This is a genomic window from Bacillus sp. 7884-1 (assembly GCF_002272245.1).
Lineage (GTDB): Bacteria > Bacillota > Bacilli > Bacillales > Cytobacillaceae > Neobacillus.
The window spans coordinates 12,928-25,644 of sequence record NZ_NPDD01000035.1; the positions used below are offsets into that span (position 1 = coordinate 12,928).

The window sequence follows — 12,717 nt, forward strand, 5'->3', positions numbered from 1 at the left end:
CTTCAAACATTTTCTTAATATCTAAAAATGAAAAAGAGTATCGATTATTTTAATATAGTCAATTCTGGGTTGAAATCCAAGTGGAATAAAAACTCCTTTTTGCTCGATTTCTTCCTTTGTAATTGATTTTCTCCCCCCATTTTTCATTCTTTCCCAAAAGGATAACAAGTGGTTAGCTTCTAGTAAATATACTTGTTCAAATTTGGAGAACCTGAGAATAACAAAACAAATTCCACCCTGTGAAACAACTTCCTGCATATGTTCAATTTGATGCTGATGGAAATTTTTCAAAGGAAACGAGGTCGGATTTGCTGTTTCCTTTGCCTCAAAATCAATATATTTACCTTTATATACCCCGTTATAGTCAGTGGTAGAAGCTTGTTTAAAATAGGCTTCCTTGATGACAGCAGCACTTCTTTTAGGGTAATCCACCTGAACAATTTGAACGGGTGTAGGCTTTTTGTGAATGACTGCAATATTTCTCACACGATAATATTCATTCGTATCGTTCAAATCATCCTCGAGTGTCATACCTCTATTACTAAATGAGTGATTACTTTGTTTCTTTACTTTGGATTCTATTTCCATTTCTTTTGGAACGTATTTTTTTCCGTTTGGATAATTAAATTTCATGACAAGCACCTCTCAAGCTACTACTTATCATATCAAATCTAATCGCTAAGGGGTGTATAAAATTATTAGGTAAACACACGCTAATAAAAATAATGTACCGTGACTCGGTAAAAAAAGCATGATTCTTTTTTCATAAATATTTAAGTCTCAAAAACTACCTATTATGAAAGTAGAAGGTGAATATGAATCATCTTACAATACATGAGATAGAGACTATCAGTCAAATGAAAGCCGAAACGGACAAAAAGAACCTTGATAATATTTCGAGAACGGATGCCTATTTTTCCTATTTTAAAAAGAACTCAGATATTATTTGGTCATTCCTAGCCAGTATGGTATCAAGGAATGGCGGGTGGAATATGTGTGACCTGGAAGGGCATGTATTTCGAGAAATATTAGAGCCTAAAACAAGGAAGGAACTATTTCTAACTTTTGAACGAGCCAATTGGTTAATTTTCCACGATGTTTACCCTCAATTACTGGTCTATCAATATTCGACGAAAATAAAACGTCCAATGTTTCATCTTCTTCCATACTTTGAATGTTCCGAATTTATTCGAAAAGAGTGGGAGAGGTACTGGAAAGAAGGTAATACTGAACGCCTTACCACTTCGTTAATAATAAATGAACAAAATGTGATTCATACACCTGTTATTGGGCATCCAGTTTACAAAAAGCGGGTTTTTCAGTCGTGGATTTTTAATGTTCAGGATTGGCTTCATTTCAGCTCTGTCCTATTTCCCACATGTGGGGGGGAATTATATGGTGCTAGTGTAAATGGCTTTAAGTCACTTTCGAAACGAATTAATCTTGGAAAAAGATTAGCTAGAATCTTGACCCATCCTCGGCTTTTTCCCTTGTTTTTCGATTTTGCTGATAAAACACCGCATACTGGGTCCCGAAATGATTATGAACAATATTTTAAGACAAAGACGAACCGTAATACACCTATATTAAGAGCAACCTTTCCGATTATAGAACACAAACATTATGAATATGTGGATTGGAGCAAGAATCGAGTGATTTCCCCGGCATGGCTGTATTTTCAAGCGAGACATCGCCATCCTATTCACTTAACAGATTGGTACTTTGAAAAATCAAATCAGCTGGAATTTATGCTAGCGTTACACAAAACATCCCATTTAAAGAAAATATAAAAGCAAGGCGCTATGCCTTGCTTTGTTTACAATACTTTATTCCGCCGGGCGATTTGGTCCTTCGAGCTTTTTATCACCATAGCCAACTTTATTGTCTACTTGTGCTGCGCCAGATTTTTTGTTTTGTTTCTTTTTTGACATTATCAACACCTCCAATTTTAGCTTGTTCGATTTTCCATTTTTCATGCGAAAATGAGATAGTGTCGAACAGAAAGGTAATAAATGCCAAATCAGCACTTTCTTTGACGAAACGCTTCTAGTTTTGTCAGTGGGGGAGGAAGCGTTAAAAAGAAAGAGAATAGTACAATATATAAACGCGAGGAGGTTCTAAATTTGATGAATTCGTCATTGCCAGAAAAGGAAAAGCTGCTTTCTATGCTGACAGAGATATATGATCAATTAGAAGAATTGGAGATTGTTCTAGAAGCATCTTTCTCAGACCTTCGCATTCAAATGAATCATGAAGAGCAAAAAAAATTATTGGAACCGATTCATAGACTCTCAATGCTTGAAATGGAATTAGATAAGATAAATCCATCTCCCCACGAATCCATTACAGATCATAGTAATTCAGTAACAAGAGCACTAAAACTTGAAATGGGCTTTTAATTACCTATAGAATAAATATAGAATCCATTGAGTAGCTTTTTAAAAAAGCTGCTTTTTATTTTGCATAAATAGAAAGGAAAAAAGAAATGTCAGAAGAAATTCTAAAATTAACAAAAAAGCTGCTACACTATAACCGATTATTTATTGAATATTTCGAGGAAGCTCGGGAGAAAGGGACCACCCATGATTTTCATGAGGTAATAAAGCCGTTTGCCAATGAAGTAAAAATTACTGCGATTGAATGGAGTACTCTAATGAAGACTTGGTTAACAAATAGCCCGCAAAAACATATACATCCAAAACAAGTCAATACCACTTTTGAACATATAGAACAATTATCCATTCAGTCCTTTTTTCCAAAAACAAGCCGATCAAGATTTTTAAATGCCAATCGAACGGTTGAATTTTTTCTATTAGAAATAGTAAAGGAACTTGAAAAGTAAAATAGAGATGCAGTTTTTGCATCTCTAAGGCTTGTCTAGCTGGTATTTTTCATTTTATGAATTTTCGATGAGGGAGTCTTGCTTATAGTCGTCTGGAATTACTGCGCCCTGCGATTCGAGCTCACGTACAAGAAGACGGTATTCTTTTATGTTAATCTCGTTGTGAATATAGGCTTTCTTAGCAAAATCCATTAATGCGTTTACATCATCAGTGTTGTAATCCCGACTTTGATTAAATTTGCTTTTAAGTGAGCGAATGTCCATATGTAATTCCTCCTTCATCATTTTTTTAATCGTACCATGAAAAAAAAGGATTCCTAGTTTTTAAAATATTTAAACTTTAGACAAAATCCCCCTCATTTTGACATTGAAATCTATTTGCAAATATGCACCCATTATCACCTTCCAACATAGTTTGTAGTAATGAAAACGCGGAGGAGATGTTTGCCCATGTTTGGTAAAAATAGATCAAATCATTATCTAAATCATGGATACTCGGGGCAAATGAATTACGGGAGTCCAATCCATTATCCAGCACATTTTCAGGGGGCTCCTCGTAATCAACCATACCAAAACCAATCAGTACAAAGCATGGAATGGTACCCATATCAGCAGCCAAATCCATACTACCAGCAGCCATATCAACAATCCTATTCTCAACCATATCCACCATATGATGTAACCTTTCCACCAGGTGGAATGCCCCAGCAAACATACAATCAAGCTGGACAGTATCCTCCTAAAGATGTACAGTTTCTATTTCAAAATCCGTTGCAGCCTAAGGAGGAAATGACACCAAATCAGTATGCACCTCAAATGAACGGTTATCCAGTAATGAACCCTTATCCAAAACCAAATGGAATGCTGAAACAGCCAGGTGGGATTCAATCACTTATGAATTCTTTTAAGTCTCAAGATGGGACCGTTGACGTCAATAAGATGGTGAATACCGCAGGACAAATGGTAAATGCAGTAACGCAGGTATCTTCATTAGTAAAAGGTATTGGTGGAATATTTAAAGCATAGAAAAGTAGAAAGACGGCTAAAAGCCGTCTTTCTTATTGGGTTTTGTCGAAAAATATATGGTGTGATGATTTTTCGGGTTATTAATCCTCAATATTTATAGATTTTCCTCTAACCATAGGAACAGTAATGGTAAGTAATCCATCGCGATAAGAAGCTTTAACCATTTTTTCATTAATAACAACAGGTAATGAAATGGTTCGGGAAAGCCTTTCGTGTGAAATCCTTTTTTGGAAAATGCGATTGTTAAGATCTTCTGTTGTTCCACTTTCAGTATTTTCAATCGAGATAGTTAATTGATTGGGTAAGAAATTTAGTCGTATTTGCTCTTTTTTAACCCCAGGAAGCTCGGCTGTAATAATATATTTATCCTCTGATTCCCGTACCTGAATAGGAAAAGCACCACTAGGAAACGGACTGTTAAAAAATTCATCAATGGATTGCAAAAATCCCTTTACCGGTTTTTCATGAATTAAGTCATTCATGGATCTAAACAAATCTCGAAACTGCTCGGGTTTGAACTTTTTGTTATTATTTTGGTCACTAGGAGGCATGGATGACATCATACTTTCCCTCTCTTTCCAAATTTTCTCACCATATCATATGCATTAGGCTATTGTATGTGCAGCGTAATAAGTTCGATATAACTTTATGAACTTTTTTCAACCAATGGTAGTAGGTCATGCCCTGCCATTCAGATGTAGAGAATAGAAAGAACCGCAGCATCGACATGGCTGCGGTTTGTTTTTATATTAAATTAATTTCTGATAGCAGGACATCGATATCAAGGATCATATTTCCGTGGTCATCGACTTCGATTAGTTCATCCTTTTTCATTTTTGTCAGTGTTCTACTAATCGTTTCGCGAGTCGTTCCAATCATACTGGCCAAATCACGGTTAGTAAACTCCGATTTAAGCAGAATCGTCCCATCTTCTAATTCCTTCCCGTGCTTTTGCCCAAGGCGAATGAGAAGTTTGATGATTTGTTCATATGTATTGTTAAGAATTTGTTCTTCTAACCGATTCTGTAAATCAACAATTTTTTCACCAAGTACTTTAAAAACTTTAATGCTTAATTCAGGGTACTCAATAAGAACACCTTCAAATTTTGAGATAGGTACTGCAATTAACGTTGACGGTTCAAGAACTTCGGCATAAGCAGGATAACTGCCTTTTCTGAAGAACCCTACATGAGGAAACATATCCCCTTTTTTCATGATGGCAACTATTTGTTCCTTCCCATGAATATCACTTTTATATACCTTTATTTTTCCGTCATAAATAAAATAAACATTTTCTAAGGGATCACCTTGAAGAAAAACATGACTTTGCTTTTTCCATTCTCTTGCAATGGAAATATTGGCAATCTTAGATAATTCGTAGTCATTTAATTCCCTAAAAAGCGTGAACTCAGAAAGCACCTTCTTAATATCTTCAATTCTCATATTCCACCTCCACATACGTAATAAAATATCTTATACTATTGTAACAGACAAACAAATAATAATTAATCTTCTTTTTTTACGAACGTTTATTCGCTATAATAATAGCAATGAGGTGATCCCATGAAACTAAAGAAAAATTTGCAGGAAATTCTTGTTGATTTAAAAATAAATGACAGTTTTAAAGAAAATATCGTTACATGGAAGACACTCGAATCAAAGGATGCCCAAACTGTCTCACTTCCTGAGGATCTTCATCCGGCATTAGGAGATTCACTAAAAAGTAAGGGAATAGATAAGCTTTATACGCATCAAAAAACGGCTTACGAGAATATCATGGCCGGAAACAGTGTTGTAGCCGTGACACCGACCGCTTCGGGAAAAACATTATGTTATAATCTTCCGGTTTTGCAAAGTATTTTATCCAACCCAAACGCAAGGGCTCTTTATATGTTTCCCACAAAAGCTCTTGCACAGGATCAAAAGAGTGAAATCAATGAAATTATCCAGGCAGCTGGAATTGATATCAATAGCTATACCTATGATGGGGATACACCGGCAAATATCCGTCAAAAGGTCCGAAAAGCAGGACATGTTGTTATAACCAATCCTGATATGCTCCACTCTGCAATCCTTCCTCATCATACGAAATGGGTTTCACTCTTTGAAAATCTCAGATTTGTTGTGATCGATGAGCTTCATACCTATCGAGGTGTCTTTGGCAGTCATGTTGCCAATGTAATCCGAAGGCTAAAACGAATTTGTCGTTACTATGGCAGTAATCCTGTTTTTATCTGCACATCGGCAACCATTGCCAATCCGCTTGAACTAGCTGAAAAGTTAACAGAAGAAAAAATGGTCCTGATTGATAATAATGGAGCACCTAGTGGAACCAAACACTTTCTTTTTTATAACCCGCCCATTGTAAATAAGCCCTTAAATATTCGAAGAAGTGCAACACTTGAAGTTCGTAAAATTGCAGGTGAATTGTTAAGAAATAAAATTCAGACGATTGTCTTTGCTAGAAGCAGGGTTCGGGTTGAAATTATCTTAACCTACTTGCAGGAATTGGTGAAAAATCAGTTAGGTCCCAAATCTATTATGGGATATCGTGGGGGCTATTTGCCTACAGAGCGCAGAAAAATTGAAAAGGGCCTTCGCTCCGGGGATATATATGGGGTAGTTAGTACGAATGCGCTCGAGCTTGGGGTAGACATAGGTCAGCTGCAGGTTTGTATCATGACGGGATATCCTGGAACCATTTCTAGTGCTTGGCAGCAGGCAGGGAGAGCAGGAAGAAGGCACGGCGAAGCATTGGTCATTATGGTTGCAAGTTCTAGCCCACTAGATCAATACATCATTCAGAACCCTGAGTACTTTTTTAATAAAAGCCCAGAGACGGCAAGGATTAATCCTGATAACTTAATTATTTTAATTGATCATATGAAGTGTGCTGCATTCGAGCTTCCCTTTAAAGCGGGTGAGCAGTTTGGGGAAGTTGGGACAGAGGAGCTGCTTGAATATCTGACACAGGAACGGATTCTCTACCAGAATGGTGATAAATGGTATTGGATGAATGATTCGTTTCCTGCTCATAATATTAGCTTGCGCTCCGCTTCACAGGAAAATGTCATCATTGTTGACCAATCAGATGTAGCAAATGCAAAAGTAATTGGGGAAATGGATCGTTTTTCCGCTATGACGCTGCTGCATGATGAAGCTATTTATCTCCATCAAGGAACTCAATTTCAGGTTGAAAAGCTTGATTGGGAAGAAAAAAAGGCCTTTGTCCGTGAAGTGGATGTCGATTATTTTACGGATGCCAATTTAGCCGTACAACTTAAGGTCTTAGAAGAGGACAAGCTTAATAAGCTGGAGTATGCAGAAGTTGGCTATGGGGATGTAAGCGTCCGGGCAATGGCAACTATTTTTAAGAAAATTAAATTTGAGACACATGAAAATATCGGTTCTGGACCAATACATCTCCCTGAAGAAGAGCTCCACACGAGTGCGGCATGGATTTCGTTAAATAAGTCGTTCGCGGAAATGGGACAAGAGCGATTAGAGCAGGGACTTGTTGGCACTGCTCATGCTTTAAATCATATTGCACCATTATTTGTAATGGCAGATCCACAAGATTTACATGTGATACCACAGGTAAAAGCAGATCATAACGAAAAACCAACGATATTCTTTTATGATCGATATCCCGGCGGCATCGGTTTAAGCGAGAAAATTCATTCTAGAATGTCAGTAGTCTTTGCAGAGACGAAGAAAATGATTGAACACTGTAAATGTCAAACTGGGTGCCCATCATGTATTGGGACCGATGCTGTGGGTGAGACCGCAAAAAGAGATACTTTAAAAATAATTGAAGCTTTTATTAATCCTTCCAATTAATATGAGGAAGTGCTGAGAATGTCATTGAAAAATAAATTAAATCGTTTAAAACCGCATATTTCAGGAGGAGAACCCGCAGTAAACAGTAGTACTTCTTCTGAGCTATCGAGGATTGAGATACCATTCCTGCCTAAATGGGAAAGTGAAAATGTGACTCCTTATTTATTGGACCAGGATTACTGTCTGATTCGTGAAGTAAAATATCCGTTGGCACAAAAACATGGTCATTACCATTTTCAAGATTTTCTTACAGCTGTTGATATCTGGAATAAGCAGCCTATTAGCCATCCATTATCAGCCGAAGGGCATCGTGCCGAAGAATTATTCTTTTTTGATACGGAAACCACAGGCCTAGGCAGTGGAGTTGGGAATACGATTTTTTTACTAGGTTACGCAAGTGTGATTGGTGAAAGTCTTGTTTTAAGGCAGCATATTCTTCCTCATCCTGGTGCTGAGGTCCCTTTATATAAAAGCTTTCTGGAGAAGGTAAATTATAAAACATTAGTCACATATAATGGGAAATCCTTTGATTGGCCGCAAGTAAAAACCAGGCATACACTCGTAAGGGATCATGTACCAAAGCTTCCAGCATTTGGCCATTTTGATTTATTTCATGCAGCAAGAAGACTTTGGAAGCATAGGTTGGACCGTCTTAAGTTAGCAGTGGTCGAAAAGGATGTCCTAGGAATCGAAAGGAAAGATGATATTCCAGGGTATTTGGCTCCAATGATTTATTTTGATTTCATTGAAAGTAAACAGCCGGATGGGATGCTGGGAATCATTAAACACAATGAAATTGATATTTTGTCGCTCGTCACATTGTATACCCATCTTACCTTTCAACTTTGTGGGATGGACACCAGCCAAACACGAAAAGAATCTTTTGAAGTGGGCAGGTGGTATGCTTCACTTGGGGAAAAGGCTGAAGCAAGAAAGGTATTGACGAAGCTTGTAGAAGGAAGTGATTTTACTTCTTTACAAGCAAAGCTAACATTAGCCTATCAGTTTAAAAAAGAGCAAGACTGGGAAAGTAGTTTACCTTTATTTTTAGAAGTGGCTGACGAAGGAAATCAGCTGTTGAGCATTGAAGCATGTGTAGAAGCTTCAAAGATATATGAACATAAATTAAAAGATTACAAGCTTGCCTTGGAATATTGCCTGCAGGCTTTGGAATTTGTGGGAAATACGAAGGCTCCAATCCAAAAAATCAAGCAACAGCTTGATCTCCGGCGGAAACGTTTGGAGGGGAAATTCGCTAAATTTCCCAGGTAAGCGCAGTATTCGTCAATCCTCGATTATTTGTAACAAAAAATTCATATTTAAATACGAAAATAATAGTAATCTCATATTGTTTCTTATAGTTGAAAGTTGTAAAATAGTTAACTGTGAGTAAAAAACGACTATAAAACAATAATGGGGTAGATACTATGTATAAAGCAATCTTGTATTTATTTTTTGTTGTCGTTTGTTTGACTGCAGTACTTTTTTCAAGCTTAAAAGATAACTTATATTCGATGCTATAAAAAGTAAGAGCGCCATTCTTCCAGATATAGACTCTTATCACTACGCGCTCGAGCTAGACAGTTGTCTAAGTGAAGTTAATCTTAAATAGATATATGAAAAATAGGTATTTTCCTTAGTACAAGAAATTCCCTTCTATCATAGGCTGTTAATGTAAACAGAATATACTTTTGAAGGGAGAGCTTATATTGTATCTTGGAACTAATTTTGCGCCGCCAGTCATTCATCCGACTCAACAATTCGTTAACCACACTTTTTCAACAACTGTGGTTCCGCATATTCATCCAAAACATGTAACAACTATTAATCATCATATGTTCCAGCATAAACACTATTGTCCAACTACAGCTTCTTGCGCTGAGGAGTGCTGTAACCAGCACATTAACTGTTGCCCAGGGGGTATGCCGCCAGCACCTGTGCCAACACCTCTGCCAACAGCAGTTGCTGGAGCACAGAGTAATGCTTTACCTAACATGCCCCCAAATATGGGACCAGGCATGATGGGACCGGGTATGGCTCCAGGAATGGGACCAGGCATGATGGGACCAGGTATGGCACCAGGTCAATACCGTCGTCCGCGACGTTTCTTTGGATAATCAAACCTACAAGGGCAAGTTTGCCCTTGTTTTTTTTATATATTTTGATATGTTAATAAAAAAGACGGTATTCATTGTCGATAAGGAGAAGAACCTTGATTAAAGTTTTAGCCATATCAGGTTACAAACCATTTGAATTAGGAATTTTTAAAAATGACCATCCTTCCGTTTATTATATTAAAGCAGCTATAAAGAAAACATTAATACCGATGATTGAAGATGGTTTAGAATGGGTCTTGATCAGCGGACAGCTGGGCATGGAGCTATGGGCAGCAGAAGTTATCTTTGAGCTGAAATCTGAATATTCTGATGTAAAGCTGGCGGTTATTACGCCATTTTTAGAGCAAGAGGCTACTTGGAGTGAAAACAACAAGGAATGGTATAAATCTATACTGGCACAAGCGAATTTCATTGATTCAGTTACAAAAAAAGGATATGAAAAACCTTATCAATTTCGCATGAAAAATCAATTTTTTATTGAAAAAAGTGACGCCTTGCTCCTTTTTTATGATCAAGAGAAAGAAGGAAGCCCAAGATACATATACGAAATGGCTGGTCACTATCAAAATAATCATTCTTATCCCATCCAGCTGATAACCTTTTATGATTTACAAGTAATTGTTGAAGAAGAACAAGAACTCAAACGTACAGATTTTTAAAAGAAATTCATATTATAGAGTTATAAGAAAGAAAAATTGACAAAATCACTTATTTTTGAAAAAATAATAGGTAATGATTGGCGAATGACTTGAGGTGATATTGAATGGTGACCGATAAAGTGAAACTTACCGCTAAGGATATATTAGAAAAAGAATTCAAGACCGGTGTAAGAGGATATAAGCAAGAAGATGTTGATAAGTATCTAGACTTGATTATCAAGGATTATGAAACATTACATCAGGAAATTGAAGATTTGCAGCAAGAAAATCTTCGTTTACGAAAGCAGCTAGAAGAAACATCTAGAAGACAGCCAGTAACACAGCCTGCAGGAACGACAAACTTTGATATCTTGAAACGTTTATCAAATCTTGAAAAGCATGTTTTTGGTAATAAGTTATACGATTAACAGATCGTACCTTGATTTCCAAATTAGTACCATTGATTAATATGATACAAATGCATATAATAAAAAAGTACTCATTAATTACGTTCGGGTAATCGCTGCAAGAAGCATTTGCACTCTTGTAGAGGAAAGTCCATGCTCGCACGAGCTGAGATGCTCGTAGTGTTCGTGCCTAGTGAATTCATAAGCTAGGGCAGCCTGAATAAGGCTGACGGCCGGGAAAATACCTAAGTCCTTACGGATATGGTATGAATACCTATAAAAGTGCCACAGTGACGGAGCCTTTTCAGAAATGAAAAGGGTGGAACGAGGTAAACCCCACGAGCGAGAAACCCAAATAATGGTAGGGGCACTTTCTCTGAGGAATTGAACGAGGAGAAGGACAGATTCCTTGGGATCTGTAGATAGATGATTACCACCTAAGTACGAGGCGTTTACGCCGTTTGTAGTACTCTGGTACAGAACATGGCTTACAGAACGTTATTAATGTAAATAAAAGTTAATGGTATCGACTCTCCTTATGAGGAGAGTCTTTTTACTTTTAGTGAATATACGTTTTTGCATGGGCTTACTGATTTTGGTCTATAATGGTATGATAGACCAGCAAATAATCATACATAATAAGGTTAAAAGTTAAGGGTGGACGAAAATGGGAAAATATCAATTAATTGCAACCGCTGCAATGGGGCTGGAAGCATTAGTAGCAAAAGAAGTACGCGCTCTCGGTTATGAGTGTGAGGTAGAAAATGGCAAGGTGATTTATACAGGTGATGAAACCGCGATTGCCCGCAGCAATATGTGGCTGCGCACAGCGGACAGAGTAAAAATTAAAGTCGGTGAATTTAAAGCCTATACCTTTGATGAATTATTTGAGAAAACTAAAGGCTTACCCTGGGAAAAGTATCTTCCAGAAGATGCCGAGTTTCCTGTAACCGGAAAGTCTGTAAAATCAAAGTTGTTTAGTGTTTCAGATTGTCAGGCCATTGTGAAAAAAGCGGTTGTGGATCGAATGAAAAGCTACTATAAGCGAGATTCTTGGTTTGAGGAGACGGGTGCCTATTTTCGAATAGAAGTGGCACTGTTAAAGGACGTTGCTACTATAACGCTTGATACAAGCGGTCAAGGACTACATAAACGAGGATACCGTGTGGATCAAGGGGAAGCACCATTAAAGGAAACCCTAGCAGCGGCACTGGTACAATTAACGAATTGGAAACCTGATAAACCGTTTATTGACCCTTTCTGTGGCTCTGGTACCATTCCAATTGAAGCCGCCATGATTGGTCAAAATATTGCTCCAGGCTTTAATCGTGAATTTGTTTCGGAAAAATGGAATTGGATTCCGGGAAAAGTATGGGATGAAGCTCGTACTGAAGCGGAGGATCTGGCAAATTATGACCAGCCATTGGATATTATGGGGACTGATATTGACCATCGTATGATCAAAATCGCTCAGGAAAATTCCTTTGAGGCAGGTCTTGGAGATCTCATTCAATACAAACAAATGCAAGTAAGAGATATTACAACCACCAAGGAATATGGCGTGATTATTGGAAATCCTCCATATGGAGAAAGACTCGGTGAGAAAAATGCTGTTGAGCACATGTACAAGGAAATGGGACAGGCCTTTAGCAAGCTCGACACCTGGTCCATTTATATCTTGACCTCTAATGAAGAGTTCGAGCAATTTTATGGAAGGCCAGCTACAAAAAAGCGCAAGCTATTTAATGGCTTTATCCGTACTGACCTTTATCAATTTTGGGGAAAAAGACCACCCCGTTCAATTGAATAGTACGCAAAAAGAACAATTGGAGCCTATTCAAAAAGGC

14 protein-coding genes and 1 other RNA gene are annotated in these 12,717 nt (G+C 37.5%); 11 read left to right on the forward strand and 4 right to left on the reverse strand.

Annotation, left to right across the window (positions count from 1 at the left end):
* Positions 1 to 21 precede the first annotated feature (21 nt).
* On the reverse strand, positions 22 to 633 hold the full coding sequence (gene recU, locus CHI06_RS04995; RefSeq protein WP_095247328.1) for a Holliday junction resolvase RecU: 612 nt from the start codon (positions 631 to 633) through the stop codon (positions 22 to 24).
* Between the two features lie 182 nt (positions 634 to 815).
* Between recU and CHI06_RS05000 the strand changes: the two genes are divergently transcribed.
* From CHI06_RS05000 to CHI06_RS05010, 3 genes are all read left to right on the forward strand, one after another.
* Positions 816 to 1,790, forward strand: coding sequence for a DUF2515 family protein (locus tag CHI06_RS05000; RefSeq protein ID WP_095247329.1), 975 nt, complete (start codon positions 816 to 818; stop codon positions 1,788 to 1,790).
* Positions 1,791 to 2,123: 333 nt separating this feature from the next.
* Complete coding sequence (locus tag CHI06_RS05005) at positions 2,124 to 2,399, forward strand: hypothetical protein (protein ID WP_095247330.1); 276 nt, start codon at positions 2,124 to 2,126, stop codon at positions 2,397 to 2,399.
* 86 nt (positions 2,400 to 2,485) lie between these two features.
* Positions 2,486 to 2,842: a DUF1798 family protein gene (locus CHI06_RS05010; RefSeq protein ID WP_095247331.1), complete on the forward strand. Its 357-nt coding sequence runs from the start codon at positions 2,486 to 2,488 to the stop codon at positions 2,840 to 2,842.
* Positions 2,843 to 2,896: 54 nt separating this feature from the next.
* Here CHI06_RS05010 and yppF read toward each other — a convergent pair whose 3' ends face one another.
* Complete coding sequence (yppF, locus tag CHI06_RS05015) at positions 2,897 to 3,106, reverse strand: YppF family protein (protein ID WP_095247332.1); 210 nt, start codon at positions 3,104 to 3,106, stop codon at positions 2,897 to 2,899.
* Positions 3,107 to 3,292: 186 nt separating this feature from the next.
* On the opposite strand from yppF, the gene CHI06_RS05020 reads away from it, so the two are divergent.
* Entirely contained in the window at positions 3,293 to 3,868 is a 576-nt protein-coding gene (locus CHI06_RS05020) for a YppG family protein (RefSeq protein WP_257009168.1), read from the forward strand.
* An 80-nt stretch (positions 3,869 to 3,948) separates the two neighbouring features.
* On the opposite strand, the gene CHI06_RS05025 is transcribed toward CHI06_RS05020, so the two are convergent.
* Both CHI06_RS05025 and CHI06_RS05030 read right to left on the reverse strand, forming a co-directional pair.
* A complete protein-coding gene (locus CHI06_RS05025; protein WP_306453800.1) occupies positions 3,949 to 4,431 on the reverse strand; it encodes an Hsp20/alpha crystallin family protein in 483 nt (160 codons plus the stop codon).
* 181 nt (positions 4,432 to 4,612) lie between these two features.
* Entirely contained in the window at positions 4,613 to 5,311 is a 699-nt protein-coding gene (locus CHI06_RS05030; protein ID WP_095247334.1) for a Crp/Fnr family transcriptional regulator, read from the reverse strand.
* A 120-nt stretch (positions 5,312 to 5,431) separates the two neighbouring features.
* Between CHI06_RS05030 and CHI06_RS05035 the strand changes: the two genes are divergently transcribed.
* The 7 genes from CHI06_RS05035 to CHI06_RS05065 all read left to right on the forward strand — a co-directional run bounded on the left by CHI06_RS05035 (position 5,432) and on the right by CHI06_RS05065 (position 12,680).
* Positions 5,432 to 7,708: a DEAD/DEAH box helicase gene (locus CHI06_RS05035; protein ID WP_095247335.1), complete on the forward strand. Its 2,277-nt coding sequence runs from the start codon at positions 5,432 to 5,434 to the stop codon at positions 7,706 to 7,708.
* An 18-nt stretch (positions 7,709 to 7,726) separates the two neighbouring features.
* A complete protein-coding gene (locus tag CHI06_RS05040; RefSeq protein ID WP_095247336.1) occupies positions 7,727 to 8,980 on the forward strand; it encodes a ribonuclease H-like domain-containing protein in 1,254 nt (417 codons plus the stop codon).
* Between the two features lie 437 nt (positions 8,981 to 9,417).
* A complete protein-coding gene (locus CHI06_RS05045) occupies positions 9,418 to 9,825 on the forward strand; it encodes a CotD family spore coat protein (protein WP_095247337.1) in 408 nt (135 codons plus the stop codon).
* A gap of 98 nt (positions 9,826 to 9,923) precedes the next feature.
* Entirely contained in the window at positions 9,924 to 10,484 is a 561-nt protein-coding gene (locus CHI06_RS05050; protein WP_142300925.1) for a DUF1273 domain-containing protein, read from the forward strand.
* Between the two features lie 104 nt (positions 10,485 to 10,588).
* Entirely contained in the window at positions 10,589 to 10,891 is a 303-nt protein-coding gene (gpsB, locus tag CHI06_RS05055) for a cell division regulator GpsB (protein ID WP_095247339.1), read from the forward strand.
* 80 nt (positions 10,892 to 10,971) lie between these two features.
* An RNA gene (rnpB, locus tag CHI06_RS05060) (RNase P RNA component class B) lies at positions 10,972 to 11,366 on the forward strand.
* Between the two features lie 171 nt (positions 11,367 to 11,537).
* Positions 11,538 to 12,680, forward strand: coding sequence for a THUMP domain-containing class I SAM-dependent RNA methyltransferase (locus CHI06_RS05065; RefSeq protein ID WP_095247340.1), 1,143 nt, complete (start codon positions 11,538 to 11,540; stop codon positions 12,678 to 12,680).
* Positions 12,681 to 12,717: the final 37 nt, after the last annotated feature.

Coding starts and splice junctions, on each gene's coding strand:
- recU (WP_095247328.1), bottom strand. CDS start 633: ATGAAATTTAATTATCCAAACGGAAAAAAATACGTTCCAAAAGAAATG.
- CHI06_RS05000 (WP_095247329.1), top strand. CDS start 816: ATGAATCATCTTACAATACATGAGATAGAGACTATCAGTCAAATGAAA.
- CHI06_RS05010 (WP_095247331.1), top strand. CDS start 2,486: ATGTCAGAAGAAATTCTAAAATTAACAAAAAAGCTGCTACACTATAAC.
- yppF (WP_095247332.1), bottom strand. CDS start 3,106: ATGGACATTCGCTCACTTAAAAGCAAATTTAATCAAAGTCGGGATTAC.
- CHI06_RS05020 (WP_257009168.1), top strand. CDS start 3,293: ATGTTTGGTAAAAATAGATCAAATCATTATCTAAATCATGGATACTCG.
- CHI06_RS05025 (WP_306453800.1), bottom strand. CDS start 4,431: ATGATGTCATCCATGCCTCCTAGTGACCAAAATAATAACAAAAAGTTC.
- CHI06_RS05030 (WP_095247334.1), bottom strand. CDS start 5,311: ATGAGAATTGAAGATATTAAGAAGGTGCTTTCTGAGTTCACGCTTTTT.
- CHI06_RS05035 (WP_095247335.1), top strand. CDS start 5,432: ATGAAACTAAAGAAAAATTTGCAGGAAATTCTTGTTGATTTAAAAATA.
- CHI06_RS05040 (WP_095247336.1), top strand. CDS start 7,727: ATGTCATTGAAAAATAAATTAAATCGTTTAAAACCGCATATTTCAGGA.
- gpsB (WP_095247339.1), top strand. CDS start 10,589: ATGGTGACCGATAAAGTGAAACTTACCGCTAAGGATATATTAGAAAAA.
- CHI06_RS05065 (WP_095247340.1), top strand. CDS start 11,538: ATGGGAAAATATCAATTAATTGCAACCGCTGCAATGGGGCTGGAAGCA.